We start from the raw sequence: 21119 nt of genomic DNA on the forward strand, positions 1-21119 counted from the left end.
CTTCCTCTCTTACTTCTTACGCTGATGACGCGAGCGCATGATCATCTTGTCAGTCGACTTGTTCGACCGGGTGCGCTTGCCCTTGGTCGGCTTACCCCACGGAGTAACCGGGTGACGACCACCAGAGGTACGGCCCTCACCACCGCCGTGCGGGTGGTCGACCGGGTTCATGACAACACCGCGGTTATGCGGACGCTTGCCGCGCCAAACCGTACGACCGGCCTTGCCGTCGTTGATGTTGGCGTGATCAGGGTTCGAAACCGCACCGATCGAAGCGAGGCAAGTGCCGTGCACGAGGCGCTGCTCGCCAGAGTTCAGGCGAAGGATCGCCATGCCCTGGTCGCGGCCGACGAGCTGTGCATAGGAACCAGCAGAGCGAGCGATCTGACCACCCTTGCCAGGCTTCATTTCCACGTTGTGGATGATGGAGCCGACCGGGATGAACTGCAGCGGCATGGTGTTGCCGGGCTTCACGTCGACAGCCTTCTCCGAAGCGATGACCTTGTCGCCGGCAGCAAGGCGCTGCGGAGCGATGATGTAGGCCTTTTCGCCGTCAGCATAGGTCACCAGCGCGATGAACGCGGTACGGTTCGGATCGTATTCGATGCGCTCGACGGTGCCCTCGACGTCAAACTTGCGACGCTTGAAGTCGACCAGACGATAAGTGCGCTTGTGACCGCCGCCGATGAAGCGGGCGGTGATGCGGCCGAGGTTGTTACGACCGCCGCTCTTGGTCAGACCTTCCGTCAGCGCCTTGACCGGCTTGCCCTTGTAGAGCGAGGAGCGATCAACGATGACCAGCTGACGCTGGCTCGGGGTCGTCGGATTGAATGTTTTCAATGCCATTTTTTTATTCCTCAGAGACCGGTGGAGACGTCGATCGTCTGGCCTTCAGCCAAAGTCACGATTGCCTTCTTCACGTCCTTCTGCTTGCCGGCAATACCGCGAAAACGCCTGGTCTTGCCCTTGCGGAGCAGAGTGTTGACGGCCGTGACCTTGACGCCGAAGAGCGCCTCGACTGCAGCCTTGATTTCCGGCTTCGACGCCGTCTTGGCGACGTTGAAAACAACCTGGTTGTTTTCCGATACCAGAGTGGACTTTTCGGTGATCGCCGGCGAGACGATCACATCATAGTGGCGAAGATCGGTCACTTGAAACGCTCCTCTAGAGCTTCAACGGCAGCCTTGGAAAGCACGAGCTTGCCGCGGCGCACGATGTCATAAACGTTGATGCCCTGGATCGGCAGAACATCGATATTCGGGATGTTCTTGGCTGCGAGCTTGAAGTTGCCATCAAGTTCAGCGCCACCGATGAAGAGAGCGTTGGTCAGGCCGAGCGTCTCGAAAACGGAAGCCAGTGCCTTGGTCTTTGCTTCTGCAGCAACCAGGTTGTCGATGATGATGACATCATCGGACTTCAGCTTGGCCGAGAGGGCGTGCCGCAAACCGAGAGCACGAACCTTCTTGGGAAGATCGTGTTCGTGGCTGCGAGCGACCGGGCCGTGGGCCTTACCACCGCCGCGGAACTGCGGAGCGCGAGCAGAATGGTGACGAGCGCGGCCCGTACCCTTCTGCTTGTACATCTTGGCGCCGGTGCGCGAAACGTCCGCGCGGCCCTTTGCCTGGTGCGTGCCCTGCTGCTTCTTGGCAAGCTGCCAGCGGATCACGCGGGCAAGAATGTCTTCGCGGGGCTCAAGGCCGAAAATCGCGTCAGAAAGAGAAACCTTCCCTGCGTCTTTTCCCTCGAGGGTCTTGACGTTGAATTCCATTGGTCTGGCTCCCTTACTTCGCGGCCGACTTGACGGCGTCGCGCACAATGATCCAGGCACCCTTGGAACCGGGTACTGCACCCTTGATCAGAATCAGACCGCGATCTTCATCGGTCGAAACCACTTCAAGGTTCTGAGTCGTAACGCGCGTCTGGCCCATGTGACCAGCCATCTTCTTGTTCTTGAAAACCTTGCCCGGATCCTGGCGTGAACCCGTCGAACCATGCGAGCGGTGCGAAACAGACACACCGTGCGTGGCGCGAAGACCGCCGAAACCGTGACGCTTCATGGCGCCCGCAAAGCCCTTACCGATCGTCGTACCCGTCACATCGACGAGCTGACCAGCTGCGAAGTGACCAGCCTTGAGCTCGGTGCCAACCTCGAGGAGGTTGTCTTCCGTGACGCGGAATTCCGCCAGCTTGGCCTTCGGCTCGACGTTGGCAACAGCGAAGTTACCGCGCATCGCCTTCGACGTATTCTTGACCTTCGCCGTGCCAGCACCGAGCTGAACTGCGGCGTAGCCGTTCTTTTCCACTGTGCGCTGGGCTACAACCTGGCAGCCTTCCATACGCAGTACTGTTACCGGAACATGTTCGCCGGCGTCGTTATAGACGCGGGTCATGCCGACCTTCTGTGCAATCACACCTGAACGCATCGGTTCAATCCTTCCAACTCAGCTCGAGCTAGGCTCAGAGCTTGATCTCAACATCGACACCAGCGGCGAGATCGAGCTTCATCAGCGCGTCTACCGTCTGCGGTGTCGGGTCAACGATGTCGAGAAGGCGCTTATGCGTGCGCATCTCGAACTGCTCGCGGCTCTTCTTGTCGATGTGTGGGGACCGGTTGACCGTAAACTTCTCGATGCGAGTCGGAAGCGGAACGGGGCCCCGGACGCTAGCTCCGGTGCGCTTCGCCGTCGACACGATCTCGCGCGTCGAAGCGTCGAGAATGCGGTGATCGAACGCCTTCAGGCGAATGCGGATATTTTGGCCGTTCATTCGACGTTATCCTTGTGTTTGTTATCCCGTGCGCCTTTCGGATAGGCACGGGCTGTTTTTATTCCTAAGGCGGACCACCGGTTTCAAAGATCGAGAGAGGCGCCGGGTTACGGTGTCCCTATCCAGTCTTCAGGCCTTCCAGCCCACCTTATTGTTTGCTGTAGTCACCCGCTTCGACGAGCGAAGCAGGGCGCAAATCGCGCTCGCGCGCCATTTGCAACATTTTGCTGTAATAAGCAAGCGGCTAGAGCCGCTTGCATCATAATAATGTCATCGAATCGGCCGCCTCAGGCGAAGTGGCCGGCTCTCGATTACTCGACGATGGAGGCAACGATGCCTGCGCCGACCGTACGGCCGCCTTCGCGGATAGCGAAGCGCAGCTTTTCTTCCATCGCGATCGGAACGATCAGCTCGACGTCAACCGTGACGTTATCGCCAGGCATAACCATTTCCGTGCCTTCCGGCAGGGTGACGATGCCGGTCACGTCCGTCGTGCGGAAGTAGAACTGCGGACGGTAGTTGGTGAAGAACGGCGTATGACGGCCGCCTTCTTCCTTCGTCAGGATGTAGGCTTCAGCCTTGAACTTCTTGTGCGGCTTGACAGAGCCCGGCTTGCACAGGATCTGACCACGCTCGACGCCGTCACGGTTCACACCGCGAACCAGTGCACCGATGTTGTCGCCAGCCTGGCCCTGGTCGAGCAGCTTGCGGAACATTTCAACGCCGGTAACCGTCGTCTTCGAGGTCGGGCGGATGCCGACGATTTCGACTTCTTCACCAACCTTGACAATGCCACGCTCGACGCGGCCGGTCACGACCGTACCACGGCCGGAGATCGAGAACACGTCTTCGATCGGCATCAGGAACGGCTGGTCGATCGGGCGCTCAGGCGTCGGGATGTAGGCGTCAACAGCCGCCATCAGCTCGCGGATCGCGTCTTCGCCGATCTTCTTGTCGGAGTCTTCCAGAGCGGCAAGAGCCGAGCCCTTGATGACCGGAATGTCGTCGCCCGGGAAGTCGTAGGACGACAGAAGCTCGCGCACTTCCAGCTCGACGAGTTCGAGAAGCTCGGCGTCGTCAACCTGGTCAACCTTGTTGAGGAACACGACGATCGCCGGAACGCCAACCTGGCGAGCCAGCAGGATGTGCTCGCGGGTCTGCGGCATCGGGCCGTCAGCTGCCGAGCACACCAGGATCGCGCCGTCCATCTGGGCGGCACCGGTGATCATGTTCTTGACGTAGTCGGCGTGGCCGGGGCAGTCAACGTGGGCATAGTGACGGTTCGGCGTCTCATATTCGACGTGCGCCGTCGAGATGGTGATGCCGCGGGCCTTTTCTTCCGGAGCCGCGTCGATCTGGTCGTACGCCTTGAACTCGCCGAAATACTTCGTGATCGCTGCCGTCAGAGACGTCTTGCCGTGGTCAACGTGGCCGATCGTGCCGATGTTAACGTGCGGCTTGTTGCGCTCAAACTTACTCTTTGCCATGTGGGCTCTCCACTCTTTTAAGGTCCCCTGAGGGATCTAATTCTTGTTATCGGTCAATTGGTATTCCGGTCACTTCTGGCCGGAATACTTTGCCTGGATTTCGGTTGCGACGTTCGAGGGGACCGGTGAATAGTGATCAAACGTCATCGTGTACTGCGCGCGGCCCTGAGACATGGAGCGCAGGTTGTCGACGTACTTGAACATGTTCGCCAGCGGGACGTTCGCGTTGATGACAACCGCGACGCCACGGCTTTCCTGACCTTGGATCTGGCCACGGCGAGAGTTCAGGTCGCCGATCACGTCGCCGACGTAATCTTCCGGCGTGACAACTTCGACCTTCATCATCGGCTCGAGCAGCTGAGCGCCGGCCTTCTTGGCTGCTTCACGGAAGCAAGCGCGAGAAGCGATTTCGAACGCGAGGACAGACGAGTCAACATCGTGGAAGGCACCGTCGATGAGCGTCGCCTTGACGCCGAGCATCGGGAAGCCCGCCAGCGGACCGGAGGACAGAACGCTTTCGATACCCTTCTGAACGCCCGGAATGTATTCCTTCGGAACAGCACCGCCGACGATCTTGGATTCGAACTTGAAGTCGTCGCCTTCCGGGTTCGGTTCGAAGACGATCTTGACGCGCGCGAACTGACCGGTACCACCGGACTGCTTCTTGTGCGTGTAGTCTTCTTCGTGCTGGCGCGTGATGGTTTCGCGGTAAGCAACTTGCGGCGCACCGACGTTTGCTTCGACCTTGAACTCGCGACGCATACGGTCGACGATGATGTCGAGGTGAAGTTCGCCCATGCCGGCAATGATCGTCTGGCCGGATTCCTGGTCGGTCTTGACGCGGAAGGACGGATCTTCAGCAGCCAGGCGGTTGAGCGCGAGGCCCATCTTTTCCTGGTCGCCCTTGGACTTCGGCTCGATCGCGATCTGGATGACCGGCTCGGGGAATTCCATGCGCTCGAGAATAACAGGCTTCAGCGGATCGCAGAGCGTGTCACCCGTGGTGGTTTCCTTGAGACCGGCGAGAGCAACGATGTCGCCTGCGAAAGCTTCATCAATGTCTTCACGCGAATTCGAGTGCATCTGCAGCATACGGCCGACACGCTCGCGCTTGTCCTTGACCGTGTTCAAAACCGACGAACCCTTTTCGAGCTTGCCGGAGTAGATGCGTGCGAAAGTCAGCGAACCGACGAAGGGGTCGTTCATGATCTTGAACGCGAGCATCGAAAGCGGCTCGGAGTCGTCAGCATGGCGTTCGATTTCGGCTTCGGTCTTGAAGTCGATGCCCTTGATCGCCGGAATGTCGAGTGGCGACGGCAGGTAGTCGACAACCGCGTCGAGCAGCGGCTGAACGCCCTTGTTCTTGAAAGCGGTGCCGCAGAACATCGGATGGAACTTGACGTCGATCGTACCGCGACGGACGAGCGCGCGGATCTGATCGTTGTCAGGCATGTTGCCTTCGAGGTAGGCTTCCATCGCGGCTTCGTCGATCTCGACAACGGTCTCGATCAGCTTTTCGCGATATTCTTCAGCCTTAGCCTTCAGGTCTTCCGGGATTTCGACGACGTCCCACTGAGCGCCGAGTGATTCATCGCGCCATACGAGAGCGTTCATCTCGATCAGGTCGACGACGCCCTTGAAGTCGCTTTCTGCGCCGATCGGCAGCTGCATGACGACAGCCGTTGCGCCGAGACGGGTCTTGATCATCTCGACCGAGCGGTAGAAGTCCGCACCGGTCTTGTCCATCTTGTTGCAGAAGATCATACGCGGAACGTTGTACTTCTCAGCCTGACGCCAGACGGTTTCCGTCTGCGGCTCAACACCTGCGTTGGCATCAAGAAGAGCAATAGCACCGTCGAGAACGCGCAGCGAACGCTCGACTTCGATGGTGAAGTCGACGTGGCCGGGGGTGTCGATGATGTTGAAGCGGCGCATCTTGCCGTCACGGCCCTTCCAGAAGGTCGTGGTGGCAGCGGAGGTGATCGTGATGCCACGCTCCTGCTCCTGCTCCATCCAGTCCATCGTGGCCGCGCCATCGTGCACTTCGCCGATCTTGTGCGACTTGCCGGTGTAGTAAAGGATACGCTCGGTCGTCGTCGTCTTGCCGGCGTCGATGTGCGCCATGATACCGAAATTACGGTAGTCTTCGATTTTATATTCGCGAGCCATTGTGGACTGCCTTTCGAACCCGTTCGGGATTACCAGCGATAATGCGAGAACGCACGGTTGGCATCAGCCATCTTGTGCGTGTCTTCGCGCTTCTTGACCGCGGAACCACGGTTGTTGGATGCATCGAGAAGCTCGCCCGACAGTCGGTCGACCATGGTCGTTTCGTTGCGCTTGCGCGCAGCAGCAATCAGCCAGCGGATCGCCAGGGCCTGACGGCGCTCCGGACGAACATCAACCGGAACCTGATAGGTTGCACCACCAACGCGGCGCGAACGGACTTCAACGTGCGGAGCAACGTTGTCCAGAGCCTGATGGAACACGCCGAGCGGCTCCTGCTTGGACTTGCCCTGCACGGCGTCGAATGCGCCGTATACAATGCTCTCTGCGACAGACTTCTTGCCGTCAAGCATGATTGCATTCATGAACTTGGTAACAACCAGATCGCCGAACTTCGGATCCGGGTTGATCTCGCGCTTTTCTGCTCTGTGACGTCGGGACATACTTCTCGTCTCTTCAATGGTTTAGACGCTCTACCACGCGGAGGACCTCGCGCAGCGCCGGGATTTCAAAACCGAATTACTTCGGACGCTTCGCACCGTACTTCGAACGGCGCTGCTTGCGGTTCTTGACACCCTGGGTATCGAGAACGCCGCGAATGATGTGGTAACGGACACCCGGAAGGTCCTTAACACGGCCGCCACGGATCATGACGACAGAGTGTTCCTGAAGGTTGTGACCTTCACCGGGAATGTAACCAATGACTTCGAAGCCGTTGGTCAGACGGATCTTTGCGACCTTACGGAGAGCCGAGTTCGGCTTCTTCGGCGTCGTCGTGTAGACGCGGGTGCAAACGCCGCGCTTTTGAGGGTTTTCCTGCAGGGCAGGAACCTTATTACGCTTTACGTTCGCCTGACGCGGCTTGCGGATAAGCTGGTTTACGGTAGGCATTCAACCATCCCTTACGTTTATATCTCAATCCCTTGCGGGCGTAACTCGCGCCGTCTCCGGCAAGATCACACGCTTGTCTCAATGCGCAAAACGTGGCCCGATCCGCTTTCGCAGATGGACCACTGAGAGCAGAGGACGCAAAAGACATGCGTCATGCGTGCAGGCATCATATCTTCAACGTGCGTTTCGAACCTTGTTTGAGGTGATCTCCGGGGCGCGTCGCCCCGAATGGCCATGCCTCACATGGGTCCGGATGGCGCGGGTACTACTGGTTTCCCGCCGTCTCGTCAAGGCCGTTAACAAATAAACTTCGGCGGAACGCCTTGAAACCGGGCCATTGCGCGCTCTTTTGGGCCTTCTAGGCGAATTCGCCACCGACCGCCAAGATAAACTTGAGCATTGGAGCAAAAAGCAGCTATGGAATCGCTGATTGCAGCCGCTAAGCGCATGAAATCAGATTCAAATCTCGAATCGAAGGACCTCCGATGATTACCGCTCCCGACAATGACAACAATTCCGAAGGACCGATGGTCTTCATCATCATCGGCAAGGGCTATCAGTCCGATGACAGCGACGGCGTCGACCTCCACATCATGCTCAAGGCCGCCGATGACGACAGCGCCGTGCGCGAGGCCCTGAACGCTCTCGCCGAAGAAGGCTTCATCGAGGCGGACCTCGACCAGATCGGCATGCTGACCGAAGTCCCGGAAGAGGAGCCGCATGCCTCCGCCTACCAGGGCGCCGTCGACGGCGAAGTCGCGATCATCCGCTTCAGCTGAGACCCCGATGGAGCCGGATGCGCTCAAGGTGCTGATCTATGCCACCTGGCGCGACCGGCTGCTGGGTTTCGATGAGCCCGACTTCCCGGAGGTCGCGCTTCAGGTTCCGGGGGGCACGGTGGAGACTGGCGAAGATATCGCCGCCGCGGCACTTCGCGAGTTCTCGGAAGAGACCGGGATCCTGCCCGAAACTCCCCTCGCCCGCTCATCTTTCATGACTATCGCTTTTCCAAGGACGGAACCGAATTTTGTCACCGGCGGCACTACTTCCACATTCCCGTCGAAGGTGAGCAACCCGCCAGCTGGTTGCATCGCGAAATGACGCCGTTCAGCGGCGGAAGTCCGATCCTGTTCTGCTTCTTCTGGCTTGGCTTCGACGACGCCCGCACACGGCTGGGCTACGGCATGGAGCACTTCTTACCGCTACTTGGCTGAGCCTCTCGTACTCACCCTGACAAAAAACGCGAAAACAAAAGCCGCCCGGATCACTCCGGGCGGCTTTTTAATTCAATTCTGAGAACCAAGCTGCCGACTATTCGGCAGCCGGTGCGCTCTCACCCGCGAGATCCTGCAGCATCGGGGTGGCAACATCGGCGCCCGTGCCCTTGCGGCGTTCTTCGAGGATCATCTCGTCGCGCGACGTAGCGATGCGGCGGATCTGCGTCATCGTGCCACCGGTACCGGCCGGGATCAGGCGACCAACAATGACGTTTTCCTTCAGACCCTGTAGGCCGTCGGTCTTGCCGGCGATCGCAGCTTCCGTGAGAACCTTTGTGGTCTCCTGGAACGAAGCAGCCGAGATGAACGACGGGGTCTGCAGCGACGCCTTGGTGATACCCAGCAGAACCGGATCGCCGTAAGCAGGCTTCTTGCCCTGTTCGATCAGCGTATCGTTGACGTCTTCGAGCTCGATACGGTCGACGTTGTCGCCGACGATATAGGTCGAGTCGCCGGCATCGGTGATTTCCACCTTCTGCAGCATCTGACGGACAATCACTTCGATGTGCTTGTCGTTGATGACAACGCCCTGCAAGCGATAGACTTCCTGGATTTCGTTGACGAGGTACGAAGCCAGAGCTTCGACGCCCTTGATCGCCAGGATGTCGTGCGGAGCCGGGTTACCGTCGAGGATGTAGTCACCCTTTTCGATATAATCGCCTTCCTGAAGGTGGAAGGGTTTGCCCTTCGGGATCAGGTATTCAACAGGCTCAACACCGTCTTCTGCCGGCTCGATGATGACGCGACGCTTGTTCTTGTAGTCGCGGCCGAGGCGGATCGTGCCATCGATCTCAGCGATGATGGCGTGGTCCTTCGGACGACGAGCTTCGAACAGTTCAGCAACACGCGGCAGACCACCGGTGATGTCCTTGGTCTTGGCGCTTTCGAGCGGCGAACGTGCAAGCACGTCACCCTGCGACACCTTCGTGCCCGGCTCGACCGACAGGATCGCGTCGACCGACAGCAGGAAGCGGGCGTCACCACCGCGGGACAGCTTCATGACATTACCACTGGCATCCTTGATGACGATTGCCGGCTTGAGGTCCGAACCACGCGGGGTCGAACGCCAGTCGATAACCTGACGCTTGGTGATACCTGTGGATTCGTCGGTCGCTTCGAGAACCGAGAGACCGTCGACCACGTCTTCGAACTGAACGGTACCAGCCACTTCCGTCATCATCGGACGGGTGTAGGGATCCCACTCTGCCAGACGCTGACCACGCTTGACCTTGTCGCCATCGTCGACATGCAGCTTCGAACCATAGGCAACGCGCTGCGAGGAGCGCTCGACGCCACGCTCGTCCAGGATCTGGACGGTCATGTTGCGGCCCATGGCAACGAGGTTGCCATCCGAGTTGCGCAGCAGGTTGCGGTTCTTGATCTGAACCGTGCCTTCATACGAAGCTTCCAGGAACGACTGGTCGACCACCGTTGCCGTACCACCAAGGTGGAACGTACGCATGGTGAGCTGAGTGCCCGGCTCGCCGATCGACTGAGCAGCGATAACACCGACCGCTTCGCCCATGTTGACAGGCGTACCGCGTGCAAGGTCACGACCATAGCAGACCGCGCAAACACCCGTCTGGATTTCACAGGTCAGGGCCGAGCGGATGCGGATCGACTGGATACCAGCCTTTTCGATCTCGATGACATCGGGCTCGAGGATCATCTTGCCGGCATCGACGATACGCTCGCCGGTGACCGGATGATCGATATCATCCAGCGCGGTACGGCCGAGGATACGAGCGCCGAGCGAGGCCACGACCTGACCGGCATCGACGATGGCGGTCATGGTGAGGCCCTTGTCGGTGCCGCAATCCACCGAGTTGACGATGCAATCCTGTGCGACGTCGACGAGACGACGGGTCAGGTAACCAGAGTTCGCGGTCTTCAAGGCGGTATCTGCGAGACCCTTACGGGCGCCGTGCGTCGAGTTGAAGTACTCGTTGACGGTCAGGCCTTCCTTGAAGTTCGAGGTGATCGGCGTTTCGATGATTTCGCCCGACGGCTTGGCCATGAGGCCGCGCATGCCGCCCAGCTGGCGCATCTGGTTCGGAGAACCGCGGGCGCCCGAGTGCGACATCATGTAAATGGCGTTCATCGGCTTCTGGCGACCGGTCTTTTCATCGAATTCGACGGCCTTGATGCGGGCCATCATGTCTTCGGCGACCTTCTCGGTGGCCTTGCCCCAGGCGTCGACAACCTTGTTGTACTTTTCGCCCTGTGTGATGAGACCGTCGTTGTACTGCTGCTCGTATTCCTTGACCAGGTTTTCGGTGTCACCAACGATCTTCGCCTTGGTGTCCGGAATGACCATGTCGTCCTTGCCGAACGAAATGCCGGCGCGGCAGGCATGGCTGAAGCCGAGCTGCATGATGCGGTCGCAGAAAATGACTGTGTCCTTCTGGCCGCAATGGCGGTAGACCGCGTCGATCATCTTGGAGATGTTCTTCTTGGTCATTTCCTGGTTGCAGACGTCGAAGGTCACCTTGCCGTTCTTCGGCAGGAGTTCACCGATGAGCAGACGGCCCGGAGTCGTTTCGTAGATCTTCGAGTACGGCTTGCCGTCCTCACCGATCGACTTGAAGCGGCCGCGGATCTTGGTGTGCAGCGTGACGACCTTGGTCTCAAGCGCATGATGCAGTTCGCCGAGGTCGGAGAAGGCCATACCTTCGCCCGGCTCGTTCTGGTTCATGATCGAGAGATAGTAGAGGCCGAGAACCATGTCCTGTGACGGAACGATGATCGGTGCACCGTTTGCAGGGTGCAGGATGTTGTTCGTCGACATCATCAGAACGCGGGCTTCGAGCTGAGCTTCGAGCGATAGCGGCACGTGAACCGCCATCTGGTCACCGTCGAAGTCGGCGTTAAAGGCCGTGCAGACGAGCGGATGCAACTGGATCGCCTTGCCTTCGACCAGGGTAGGTTCGAAGGCCTGGATGCCCAGACGGTGCAGCGTCGGTGCTCGGTTCAGGAGAACCGGATGCTCGCGGATGACCTCGTCGAGGATATCCCAAACCTCAGGCTTTTCCTTTTCCACCAGCTTCTTCGCCTGCTTGACGGTCGAGGAATAACCCTTGGCGTCGAGGCGGGCATAGATGAACGGCTTGAAGAGCTCGAGCGCCATCTTCTTCGGAAGACCGCACTGGTGCAGCTTGAGTTCCGGACCGGTCACGATGACGGAACGGCCGGAGTAGTCGACGCGCTTGCCGAGCAGGTTCTGACGGAAGCGGCCCTGCTTGCCCTTCAGCATGTCGGACAGCGACTTCAGCGGACGCTTGTTGGCGCCGGTGATGACGCGGCCGCGACGGCCGTTGTCGAACAGCGCGTCTACAGATTCCTGCAGCATGCGCTTTTCGTTGCGGATGATGATGCCCGGAGCGCGCAGTTCGATCAGGCGCTTCAGACGGTTGTTACGGTTGATGACGCGGCGGTACAGATCGTTGAGGTCCGACGTCGCGAAACGACCACCGTCGAGCGGAACCAGCGGACGCAGATCCGGCGGGATCACCGGAACGACCTTCATGATCATCCATTCCGGACGGTTGCCCGACTCCATGAAGTTCTCGACGATCTTCAGGCGCTTCATCAGCTTCTTCTGCTTGAGATCCGACGTCGTGTCGGCAAGCTCCGAGCGCAGATCGCCCGCGATCTTTTCGAGGTTCATCGAGGCCAGCATCTCGTAGATAGCCTCAGCGCCGATCATGGCCGTGAACTGGTCTTCACCGTATTCGTCGACGGCCAGCATGTACTCTTCTTCCGAGAGGAGCTGGTGCTCCTTGAGGGCGGTGAGGCCCGGCTCGGTGACAATGTAGTTTTCGAAGTAGAGAACGCGCTCGACATCCTTCAGCGTCATGTCGAGCAACGTCGAGATGCGTGATGGCAGCGACTTCAGGAACCAGATGTGGGCGACCGGAGCGGCGAGCTCGATATGGCCCATGCGCTCACGGCGAACGCGCGACAGCGTAACTTCAACGCCGCACTTTTCGCAGATGATGCCCTTGTACTTCATGCGCTTGTACTTGCCGCACAGGCACTCGTAGTCCTTGATCGGTCCGAAGATGCGCGCGCAGAAGAGACCGTCGCGTTCCGGCTTGAACGTACGGTAGTTGATGGTTTCCGGCTTCTTGATCTCACCGTAAGACCAGGAAAGAATCTTCTCCGGAGAAGCAATCGAAATCCGGATGGAATCGAAGTTCTGTGCAGGCACCTGCGGATTGAAAAGATTCATGACCTCTTGGTTCATGCCTGTCTCCTTCATGGGCGGATGCGCCCTTAGCTTGCATGGACGGCGGCAAATCCCGGGAGCCGCGCCAACGCTCAAAACGACAATAACCGCAGAATGCGGCGAAATCGTCCCTGCTCGGCCGACACACACGGGGCCAGAGCGGGAACGGTGTGCGCTGCGTTGCAGCGCACACCCTATCAGTGGTTACTCGGCGGCGTCCGGCAACTGGCTGGCCTGCTGCTCATCGACCTTCGAATTCTCGAGTTCGACAGAGAGACCAAGCGAGCGCATTTCCTTGACGAGAACGTTGAAGCTTTCCGGAATACCGGCTTCGAACGTATCGTCGCCACGGACGATGGCTTCGTAGACCTTGGTACGGCCGGCGACGTCATCCGACTTCACCGTCAGCATTTCCTGCAGCGTGTAGGCTGCACCATATGCTTCCAGAGCCCAGACTTCCATTTCGCCGAAGCGCTGACCGCCGAACTGCGCCTTGCCGCCCAGCGGCTGCTGGGTAACGAGCGAGTAAGGACCGATCGAGCGAGCGTGGATCTTATCGTCGACCAAGTGGTTCAGCTTCAGCATGTAGATGTAGCCGACCGTCACCTGGCGGTCGAACTGCTCACCAGTACGGCCGTCGTACAGCGTCGACTGACCGCTTTCCTTGAGACCGGCCAGAGCCAGCATCGCATTGACGTCACCTTCATGAGCGCCGTCGAAGACCGGCGTTGCAATCGAAACGCCGCGCTTCCACTGGTCAGCCAGACGAAGGACCGAGTCATCGTCGAAGTCCTTGACCTGTTCGGCCTTCGGACCGTCGCCGACAACGTCGCCGATCGTCTTGCGCAGCGGCTCGATGTTGCCGCTGGCCTTGTAGGCTTCCAGCATGTCACCGATCTGGCGGCCCATGCCGGCACAAGCCCAGCCAAGGTGCGTCTCGAGGATCTGACCGACGTTCATGCGAGAAGGCACGCCCAGCGGGTTCAGAACGACGTCGACGTGCGTACCATCTTCCAGGAACGGCATGTCTTCGACCGGAACGATACGCGACACGACACCCTTGTTACCGTGACGGCCTGCCATCTTGTCGCCTGGCTGGATCTTGCGCTTAACAGCAACGAAGACCTTAACCATCTTCATGACGCCCGGAGGCATTTCGTCGCCGCGCTGGACCTTCTCGACCTTGTCCATGAAGCGCTGTTCAAGGCGCGACTTGGATTCGTCGTACTGGCCGCGGAGAGCTTCGAGTTCGCCCTGGACCTTTTCGTCCTCAACAGCAAACATCCACCACTGCGAGCGGGGATATTCGGAAACGACGTTGTTCGCCAGTTCGGTGCCCTTTTTGAAGCCCTTCGGGCCAGCAATCGCGACCTGGCCGCGCAGCATGTCGACCAGACGGCCGTAGACGTTACGGTCGAGGATCGCCTGCTCGTCATCGCGGTCCTTTGCAAGACGCTCGATCTCTTCGCGCTCGATCGCCATCGCGCGCTCGTCCTTCTCAACGCCGTGGCGATTGAAGACGCGCACTTCGACGATCGTGCCGTAGGTGCCGGGCGGCATGCGCATGGAGGTGTCGCGGACGTCCGAGGCCTTTTCACCGAAGATGGCGCGCAGAAGCTTTTCTTCCGGCGTCATCGGGCTTTCGCCCTTCGGCGTGATCTTGCCGACGAGGATATCGCCCGGCTGAACTTCGGCGCCGATGTAGACGATACCGGCTTCGTCGAGGTTCTTCAGCGCTTCTTCCGAAACGTTCGGAATGTCGCGCGTGATTTCTTCCGGACCAAGCTTTGTATCACGGGCCATCACTTCGAACTCTTCGATGTGGATGGACGTGAACACGTCGTCAGCAACGATGCGCTCGGAGAGCAGGATCGAGTCTTCGTAGTTGTAGCCGTTCCACGGCATGAACGCGACGAGCGCGTTACGGCCGAGAGCGAGATCGCCCAGGTCCGTCGACGGACCGTCGGCGAGGATGTCGCCACGGTTGACAACGTCACCGACGGTTACCAGCGGGCGCTGGTTGACGCAGGTGTTCTGGTTCGAACGCTGGAACTTCTGCAGACGGTAAATGTCGACGCCGGACTTGCCAGCTTCGAGGTCTTCCGTCGCACGGATAACGATACGCGTCGCGTCGACCTGGTCGACCACGCCGCCGCGGCGGGCGCCGATAGCAGCACCGGAGTCGCGGGCGACAACCGGCTCCATGCCGGTACCGACAAACGGAGCTTCAGCACGCAGCAGCGGAACGGCCTGACGCTGCATGTTCGAGCCCATGAGAGCGCGGTTGGCGTCGTCGTTTTCCAGGAACGGGATGAGAGCCGCAGCAACCGAAACGACCTGCTTCGGCGAAACGTCCATCAGGTTCATGCTGTCGCGCGGAGCGAGCATAACTTCGCCGGCGTGACGGCAAACGACGAATTCGTCGACGAACGAGCCGTCGGCAGACAGTTCGGCGTTAGCCTGAGCGACGTAGTACTTCGCTTCTTCCATTGCAGAGAGGTAAAGAACGTCGTTCGTCACCTTGCCGTCAACGATGCGACGGTACGGGCTTTCGATGAAGCCGTACTTGTTGACGCGTGCGAAGGTAGCCAGCGAGTTGATCAGACCGATGTTCGGGCCTTCCGGCGTTTCGATCGGGCAAATACGGCCGTAGTGGGTCGGATGAACGTCGCGGACTTCGAAGCCTGCGCGCTCGCGGGTCAGACCACCCGGGCCAAGTGCCGAAAGACGGCGCTTGTGGGTGATTTCCGAAAGCGGGTTCACCTGGTCCATGAACTGCGAGAGCTGCGAGGAGCCGAAGAATTCGCGAACGGCAGCAGCTGCCGGCTTCGCGTTGATCAGGTCCTGCGGCATGACCGTGTCGATTTCGATCGAGGACATGCGTTCCTTGATCGCGCGCTCCATACGGAGCAGGCCGAGACGGTACTGGTTTTCCATCAGTTCGCCGACGGAGCGAACGCGACGGTTGCCGAGGTTGTCGATGTCGTCGATTTCGCCCTTGCCGTCGCGCAGTTCGACCAGCATCTTGACCACGGCCAGGATGTCGTCCTTGCGCAGGATGCGGACAGTGTCTTCGACGTCGAGGTCGAGACGCATGTTCATCTTCACGCGACCAACGGCGGAGAGATCGTAGCGCTCCGCATCGAAGAACAGCGAGTTGAACATGGCTTCGGCCGATTCCATCGTCGGCGGTTCACCGGGACGCATGACGCGGTAGATGTCGAACAGAGCGTCCTGACGGTTCTCGTTCTTGTCTGCAGTCAGCGTGTTGCGGATGTAGGCGCCGACGTTGATGTGGTCGATGCCGAGGACCGGGATCTCTTCGAAACCGTTCTGCAGGATGATCGGCAGCGTCTTCTCGTCGATCTCATCACCTGCCTCGAGGTAGATTTCACCCGTCGAGTAGTTGACGATGTCTTCGGCGAGGTAGTTGCCGTACAGGTCTTCGTCGGTTGCCTTCAGAGCCTTGAGGCCCTTGTCGGCGAGCTGGCGGAGCAGACGCGGCGTCAGCTTCTTGCCGGCTTCGACAACGACTTCACCGGTGTCGGCGTCAACCATTTCGGTGATCGCCTTGGCACCCTTGAGGGTTTCGGGCTTGAACGGAATGCGCCAGCCCTTGCCGTCGCGCTGATAGTCGGACTTCGTGTAGAAGGTCGACAGGATTTCTTCGCCGTCCATGCCAAGCGCCATCAGCAGCGATGTCACGGGGATCTTTCGGCGGCGGTCAATACGGGCATAGACGATGTCCTTGGCGTCGAACTCGATGTCGAGCCAGGAACCGCGATACGGAATCACGCGGGCAGCGAAGAGCAGCTTGCCGGACGAATGGCTTTTGCCCTTGTCGTGATCGAAGAAGACGCCCGGCGAACGGTGCATCTGAGACACGATAACGCGCTCGGTGCCGTTGACGATGAACGTACCGTTGTTGGTCATGAGCGGCATGTCGCCCATGTAGACCGACTGTTCCTTGATGTCCTTGATGGACTTCGCGCCCGTATCTTCATCGATATCGAACACGATAAGACGGAGAGTAACTTTCAGCGGCGCGGCGTAGGTCAGGTCGCGCTGGCGGCATTCATCGACGTCGAACTTCGGCGGTTCGAACTCGTAGGACACGAATTCCAGCATGGAAGCGCCGGAGAAATCCGTGATCGGGAAAACGGACTTGAAGACAGCCTGAAGGCCCTCATCAGGGCGACCGCCCTTGGGCTCTTCAACCATCAGGAATTGATCATACGATGCCTTTTGAACCTCGATGAGGTTTGGCATTTCTGCGACTTCTGGGATCTTACCGAAAAACTTGCGTACGCGCCTACGACCATTGAATGAAAGGGTCTGAGCCATCGTCGCTCCTTCAAAATTGCATCCGGGCCTGCAACGGACGGGAACCGATGGCCAGTCGACCCCGTCAATCAATGAGTAGTTCAATCTCGTCTCACTTCCCGAACTGCGAGGCCGGATCGCCTGCGCGTCTCGGTTCGAGACCATCCTCTTGAAGAACCCATTACCCAAAAGCCGTTTTTAAGCGGCTTTTGGGTAATTCGTTCCAGAAAACGGCAAATGGGAGGCGGGAAATCCCACCTCCCAAATGCAGTTCAAGATTACTTAACGTCAGCCTTAGCGCCGGCGTCTTCAAGCTTCTTCTTGATGTCAGCGGCTTCAGCCTTGGAAACGCCTTCCTTGACAGCCTTCGGAGCGGCCTCAACGAGGTCCTTAGCTTCCTTCAGGCCGAGACCAGTGATGGCGCGGACTTCCTTGATGACGTTGATCTTGTTAGCGCCGGCGTCAGCCAGGATAACGTCGAACTCAGTCTTTTCTTCTTCAACAGCAGCAGCAGCACCTGCACCACCAGCAGCGGCAGCAACAGCTACCGGAGCAGCGGCGGAAACGCCCCACTTTTCTTCAAGAAGCTTAGAAAGCTCTGCTGCTTCCAGAACGGTCAGCGAGGAGAGGTCGTCTACGATCTTTGCGAGATCAGCCATGTTATCAGTTCCTTTTGTTCGGTTCGAACCGGTGTTTTATAAACAGCAAAAAACCGCCTTATGCGGCTTCGTCCTTCTTGGCGTAAGCCGAGAACACGCGAGCAAGCTGGCTTGCCGGTGCTGCAACAACGCCTGCAATGCGGGTAGCCGGTGTCTGGATCATGCCCAGCAGCTTCGCACGCAGTTCGTCCAACGACGGCAGGGTCGCAAGCGACTTGACTGCATCGGCGTTGAGCGTGGTTGTTCCCATGGCGCCGCCGAGTACAACGATCTTGTCGTTGCCCTTGGCGAAATCCACGACGACTTTCGGAGCGGTGATCGGATCAGTGCTGTATGCAATCAGCGTCTGACCGGTGAAGAGATTGGAAATCCCTTCCGCTTCCGTACCCTGAAGGGCGATCTTGGCCAGGCGGTTCTTCGCGACTTTGACGGTACCGCCAGCTGCGCGCATCTTCGAACGGAAGTCGTTCATCTGCGCGACTGTAGCACCAGCATAGTGGGCCACGACAACCGAGCCCGAAGCCTTGAAGACTTCGTTCAGTTCCGTGACGAATTCGCGTTTTTCCGCTCTTTCCACTGCCTATCTCCAGTTGGCAGGACCTTTTGACGGGGCCTACCGGGTTGCCTTTGCCTCCTGGGATCAGAGGAGATCCCAAGCGACGCTTGAGGATCCTGTCCCCTCGCGCTTCGCGCCAAAGAAAGGCCGAAGGCACAAGGCATCCAAGGCTCGAACCAAATTCCTAGAAGCAGTACTTCATGCAATTCGGGTCTTACCCGTCTCATGCAGGCGAAGTGATTAAGGGAAAACCACCTGCAATCTCGGACAGGATTCCGGATTTCTCCGGAATACTCCGGCCCCTTGCGGGACCGGAATTCTTTATAGCCGGGCAGAAGCCCGGCGAACTTGTTAAGCGGCCGGAGCCGTAACGGACGACGGGTCGATCTTGACGCCCGGGCCCATGGTCGAGGAGATCGCTACGCGCTTGACGTAGTTGCCCTTCGCACCAGCCGGCTTTGCCTTGATGACTGCATCAGCGAAGGCACGGATGTTCTCTTCCAGAGCCTTGGCATCGAAGGATGCCTTGCCAACGCCAGCATGAACGATACCAGCCTTTTCGACGCGGAACTCGACAGCGCCGCCCTTGGATGCCTTGACGGCACCAGCAACGTCCATCGTAACCGTACCAACCTTCGGGTTCGGCATCATGCCACGCGGGCCGAGAACCTTACCGAGGCGGCCGACGAGCGGCATCATGTCCGGGGTCGCGATGCAGCGATCGAAATCGATCTTGCCGCCCTGGACGATTTCAACGAGCTCTTCAGCGCCGACGATATCGGCGCCAGCTGCCTTGGCTTCATCAGCCTTGGCGCCACGAGCGAAGACAGCAACGCGAACGTCGCGGCCCGTGCCGTTCGGCAGGTTGACAACGCCGCGGACCATCTGGTCTGCGTGACGGGGATCAACGCCGAGGTTCATAGCGACTTCGATGGTTTCATCGAACTTCGCAACCGCGCGCTCCTTGACCATGCCGATTGCAAGGTTCAGAGCGTAGAGCTTTGTGGGATCAACACCTTCGTTGATCTTCTTGGTGCGCTTGCCAGCCATGGTCTTATCCTACCACTTCCAGGCCCATGGCGCGGGCAGAGCCCTCGATCATCGCCATTGCACCTTCGATGTCCGCTGCATTCAGATCCTTCATCTTGGCTTCTGCGATCGACTTGATCTGAGCCTTGGTGAGCTTGCCGGCGACGGCGCCCTTGCCAGGCGTCTTCGAACCAGACGTGATCTTCGCTTCCTTCTTCAGCCAGTAGCTGACCGGCGGCTGCTTCATCGCGAAGGTGAAGGACTTGTCCTGGTAGTAGGTAATGACGACCGGGATCGGCATACCCTTTTCCATTTCCTGCGTAGCGGCATTGAACGCCTTGCAGAATTCCATGATGTTAATGCCACGCTGACCAAGCGCCGGGCCGATTGGCGGGGACGGGTTTGCCGATCCTGCCTTGACCTGAAGCTTGAGCTGGCCTGCAACTTTCTTAGCCATATCTCTCTGCCTTTCATTGATGACCGGTTGCCCGGCCAGTGATGCCGGATGTCTCCGGCGGCTGCGGTTGCGTGGTGCGGATCACAGGGTCCGGCTAAGACCCCTCACCTTCCACGCGGTTCGCGGTTCACACCGCGCCCGCTCAGACCTTTTCGACCTGAGCGTATTCCAGCTCGACCGGCGTAGCGCGGCCGAAGATCGACACTTCAACCTTCAGGCGCGAACGCTCTTCGTCCACATCCTGAACCGTGCCGTTGAACGAAGCGAACGGACCATCCGAGACACGGACCTGCTCGCCGATCTCGAAGGTAACGGATGCCTTCGGCCGCTCGACACCTTCCTGAACCTGACCGAGAATACGCTCAGCTTCATAGTCCGGAATCGGAACCGGCTTATTGTCGGAGCCGAGGAAACCAGTGACCTTCGGCGTATTCTTGATCAGGTGGTAGGCTTCATCCGTAAGATTGGCACGAACAAGAACGTAACCCGGGAAGAACTTGCGCTCGGAATCAACCTTACGGCCGCGACGCACTTCAACCACCTTCTCGGTCGGAACGAGAATTTTTTCGAACAAATGCTCGAGGCCCTTCTGCCGAGCCTTATTCTCGATGTCTTCCGCGACCTTCTTTTCAAAATTCGAATACGCGTGGACGATGTACCAACGTGCCGCCATGTTACTGCTCCACCCGATCAATTGCCGACGTTAAGCACGAAGCTCAACAGCCAGCCAATGAGCTGGTCAGCGGCAAAAAAGAACAGCGCGGCAAAGATCACCATTACAAGCACCATGACCGTCGAGATCATCGTCTCGCGGCGCGACGGCCAGGTAACTTTCGACGTCTCGGAGCGAACCTGCTGCAGAAACGCAAACGGATTGGATTTGGATGCCATCGACTGCCCACGCAATTACGGCGCGTAAAGCTGAACATATCAGCCCCACGCACCGCGTGTCTGTTGAACCCTACATAAACATCGATTCCCAATTGCACAAGAGGGAAACCGAAGTTTAACGAACTTAGCCATACGTCGCCTTTCTGTCCCGAACCGCCGCGAGATATCCGCGCCACTCGTTCAAGAAAGATGGCAGGGGCAGAGGGGCTCGAACCCCCGACCTGCGGTTTTGGAGACCGCCGCTCTACCAGCTGAGCTATACCCCTTTACGCTTTACATTCAGCTTCTTGACCGACTGGCCGCGAAGCGCAACTGCAAGCATGGCGCTC

Annotated in this window: 18 protein-coding genes, 1 tRNA gene and 1 pseudogene; 2 read left to right on the forward strand and 18 right to left on the reverse strand. The window is 58.8% G+C overall.

Annotation, left to right across the window (positions count from 1 at the left end):
* Positions 1 to 9 precede the first annotated feature (9 nt).
* From rplB to rpsL, 9 genes are all read right to left on the reverse strand, one after another.
* On the reverse strand, positions 10 to 846 hold the full coding sequence (rplB, locus tag FHX09_RS18620; RefSeq protein ID WP_007787741.1) for a 50S ribosomal protein L2: 837 nt from the start codon (positions 844 to 846) through the stop codon (positions 10 to 12).
* A gap of 11 nt (positions 847 to 857) precedes the next feature.
* Positions 858 to 1151, reverse strand: a complete 294-nt coding sequence (locus FHX09_RS18625; protein WP_007787742.1) for a 50S ribosomal protein L23 — start codon at positions 1149 to 1151, stop codon at positions 858 to 860.
* Complete coding sequence (rplD, locus tag FHX09_RS18630; protein WP_007787743.1) at positions 1148 to 1768, reverse strand: 50S ribosomal protein L4; 621 nt, start codon at positions 1766 to 1768, stop codon at positions 1148 to 1150. Before rplD ends, FHX09_RS18625 begins: the two co-directional genes overlap by 4 nt.
* A 13-nt stretch (positions 1769 to 1781) precedes the next feature.
* Entirely contained in the window at positions 1782 to 2423 is a 642-nt protein-coding gene (gene rplC / locus FHX09_RS18635; RefSeq protein ID WP_007787744.1) for a 50S ribosomal protein L3, read from the reverse strand.
* A gap of 34 nt (positions 2424 to 2457) precedes the next feature.
* Complete coding sequence (rpsJ, locus tag FHX09_RS18640) at positions 2458 to 2766, reverse strand: 30S ribosomal protein S10 (RefSeq protein WP_003547547.1); 309 nt, start codon at positions 2764 to 2766, stop codon at positions 2458 to 2460.
* Between the two features lie 311 nt (positions 2767 to 3077).
* On the reverse strand, positions 3078 to 4253 hold the full coding sequence (gene tuf, locus FHX09_RS18645; protein ID WP_018857113.1) for an elongation factor Tu: 1176 nt from the start codon (positions 4251 to 4253) through the stop codon (positions 3078 to 3080).
* Between the two features lie 69 nt (positions 4254 to 4322).
* Complete coding sequence (fusA, locus tag FHX09_RS18650) at positions 4323 to 6422, reverse strand: elongation factor G (RefSeq protein ID WP_007792018.1); 2100 nt, start codon at positions 6420 to 6422, stop codon at positions 4323 to 4325.
* 29 nt (positions 6423 to 6451) lie between these two features.
* Positions 6452 to 6922 carry a 30S ribosomal protein S7 gene (gene rpsG / locus FHX09_RS18655; RefSeq protein WP_007531641.1) on the reverse strand — a complete coding sequence of 157 codons (471 nt, stop codon included), beginning with the start codon at positions 6920 to 6922 and terminating at the stop codon, positions 6452 to 6454.
* A 76-nt stretch (positions 6923 to 6998) separates the two neighbouring features.
* Positions 6999 to 7370 (reverse strand): 30S ribosomal protein S12, encoded by a 372-nt coding sequence (gene rpsL, locus FHX09_RS18660; RefSeq protein WP_003547537.1) that lies wholly within the window; start codon positions 7368 to 7370, stop codon positions 6999 to 7001.
* A 485-nt stretch (positions 7371 to 7855) separates the two neighbouring features.
* Between rpsL and FHX09_RS18665 the strand changes: the two genes are divergently transcribed.
* Both FHX09_RS18665 and FHX09_RS18670 read left to right on the forward strand, forming a co-directional pair.
* Entirely contained in the window at positions 7856 to 8149 is a 294-nt protein-coding gene (locus tag FHX09_RS18665) for a hypothetical protein (protein ID WP_007792012.1), read from the forward strand.
* A 7-nt stretch (positions 8150 to 8156) separates the two neighbouring features.
* Positions 8157 to 8584 (forward strand): annotated as a pseudogene (locus FHX09_RS18670) (NUDIX domain-containing protein).
* A 97-nt stretch (positions 8585 to 8681) separates the two neighbouring features.
* Here FHX09_RS18670 and rpoC read toward each other — a convergent pair.
* The 9 genes from rpoC to FHX09_RS18715 all read right to left on the reverse strand — a co-directional run bounded on the left by rpoC (position 8682) and on the right by FHX09_RS18715 (position 21056).
* Positions 8682 to 12893 (reverse strand): DNA-directed RNA polymerase subunit beta', encoded by a 4212-nt coding sequence (gene rpoC, locus FHX09_RS18675; RefSeq protein WP_007792006.1) that lies wholly within the window; start codon positions 12891 to 12893, stop codon positions 8682 to 8684.
* A gap of 186 nt (positions 12894 to 13079) precedes the next feature.
* The gene (gene rpoB / locus FHX09_RS18680) at positions 13080 to 17219 is read right to left on the reverse strand and encodes a DNA-directed RNA polymerase subunit beta (protein WP_007792003.1); all 4140 of its coding nucleotides are present in this window, start codon (positions 17217 to 17219) and stop codon (positions 13080 to 13082) included.
* Between the two features lie 257 nt (positions 17220 to 17476).
* Positions 17477 to 17857, reverse strand: coding sequence for a 50S ribosomal protein L7/L12 (gene rplL, locus FHX09_RS18685; protein WP_007792000.1), 381 nt, complete (start codon positions 17855 to 17857; stop codon positions 17477 to 17479).
* A 58-nt stretch (positions 17858 to 17915) separates the two neighbouring features.
* Complete coding sequence (gene rplJ, locus FHX09_RS18690) at positions 17916 to 18434, reverse strand: 50S ribosomal protein L10 (RefSeq protein WP_007791997.1); 519 nt, start codon at positions 18432 to 18434, stop codon at positions 17916 to 17918.
* Between the two features lie 330 nt (positions 18435 to 18764).
* A complete protein-coding gene (gene rplA, locus FHX09_RS18695; RefSeq protein WP_007791995.1) occupies positions 18765 to 19463 on the reverse strand; it encodes a 50S ribosomal protein L1 in 699 nt (232 codons plus the stop codon).
* Between the two features lie 4 nt (positions 19464 to 19467).
* A complete protein-coding gene (rplK, locus tag FHX09_RS18700) occupies positions 19468 to 19899 on the reverse strand; it encodes a 50S ribosomal protein L11 (protein ID WP_007791992.1) in 432 nt (143 codons plus the stop codon).
* 142 nt (positions 19900 to 20041) lie between these two features.
* Entirely contained in the window at positions 20042 to 20572 is a 531-nt protein-coding gene (nusG, locus tag FHX09_RS18705) for a transcription termination/antitermination protein NusG (RefSeq protein ID WP_007791989.1), read from the reverse strand.
* A 17-nt stretch (positions 20573 to 20589) separates the two neighbouring features.
* A complete protein-coding gene (gene secE, locus FHX09_RS18710) occupies positions 20590 to 20790 on the reverse strand; it encodes a preprotein translocase subunit SecE (protein ID WP_132592284.1) in 201 nt (66 codons plus the stop codon).
* Positions 20791 to 20980: 190 nt separating this feature from the next.
* A tRNA-Trp gene (locus tag FHX09_RS18715) sits at positions 20981 to 21056 on the reverse strand.
* Positions 21057 to 21119 lie beyond the last annotated feature (63 nt).

The organism is Rhizobium sp. BK538 (assembly GCF_014197575.1).
Lineage (GTDB): Bacteria > Pseudomonadota > Alphaproteobacteria > Rhizobiales > Rhizobiaceae > Rhizobium.

Excerpts from the sequence above, each read along its gene's own strand:
- rplB (WP_007787741.1), bottom strand. The coding sequence starts at position 846 with ATGGCATTGAAAACATTCAATCCGACGACCCCGAGCCAGCGTCAGCTG.
- rplD (WP_007787743.1), bottom strand. The coding sequence starts at position 1,768 with ATGGAATTCAACGTCAAGACCCTCGAGGGAAAAGACGCAGGGAAGGTT.
- rplC (WP_007787744.1), bottom strand. The coding sequence starts at position 2,423 with ATGCGTTCAGGTGTGATTGCACAGAAGGTCGGCATGACCCGCGTCTAT.
- rpsJ (WP_003547547.1), bottom strand. The coding sequence starts at position 2,766 with ATGAACGGCCAAAATATCCGCATTCGCCTGAAGGCGTTCGATCACCGC.
- tuf (WP_018857113.1), bottom strand. The coding sequence starts at position 4,253 with ATGGCAAAGAGTAAGTTTGAGCGCAACAAGCCGCACGTTAACATCGGC.
- fusA (WP_007792018.1), bottom strand. The coding sequence starts at position 6,422 with ATGGCTCGCGAATATAAAATCGAAGACTACCGTAATTTCGGTATCATG.
- rpsG (WP_007531641.1), bottom strand. The coding sequence starts at position 6,922 with ATGTCCCGACGTCACAGAGCAGAAAAGCGCGAGATCAACCCGGATCCG.
- rpsL (WP_003547537.1), bottom strand. The coding sequence starts at position 7,370 with ATGCCTACCGTAAACCAGCTTATCCGCAAGCCGCGTCAGGCGAACGTA.
- FHX09_RS18665 (WP_007792012.1), top strand. The coding sequence starts at position 7,856 with ATGATTACCGCTCCCGACAATGACAACAATTCCGAAGGACCGATGGTC.
- rpoC (WP_007792006.1), bottom strand. The coding sequence starts at position 12,893 with ATGAACCAAGAGGTCATGAATCTTTTCAATCCGCAGGTGCCTGCACAG.
- rpoB (WP_007792003.1), bottom strand. The coding sequence starts at position 17,219 with ATGGCTCAGACCCTTTCATTCAATGGTCGTAGGCGCGTACGCAAGTTT.
- rplL (WP_007792000.1), bottom strand. The coding sequence starts at position 17,857 with ATGGCTGATCTCGCAAAGATCGTAGACGACCTCTCCTCGCTGACCGTT.
- rplA (WP_007791995.1), bottom strand. The coding sequence starts at position 19,463 with ATGGCTGGCAAGCGCACCAAGAAGATCAACGAAGGTGTTGATCCCACA.
- rplK (WP_007791992.1), bottom strand. The coding sequence starts at position 19,899 with ATGGCTAAGAAAGTTGCAGGCCAGCTCAAGCTTCAGGTCAAGGCAGGA.
- nusG (WP_007791989.1), bottom strand. The coding sequence starts at position 20,572 with ATGGCGGCACGTTGGTACATCGTCCACGCGTATTCGAATTTTGAAAAG.
- secE (WP_132592284.1), bottom strand. The coding sequence starts at position 20,790 with ATGGCATCCAAATCCAATCCGTTTGCGTTTCTGCAGCAGGTTCGCTCC.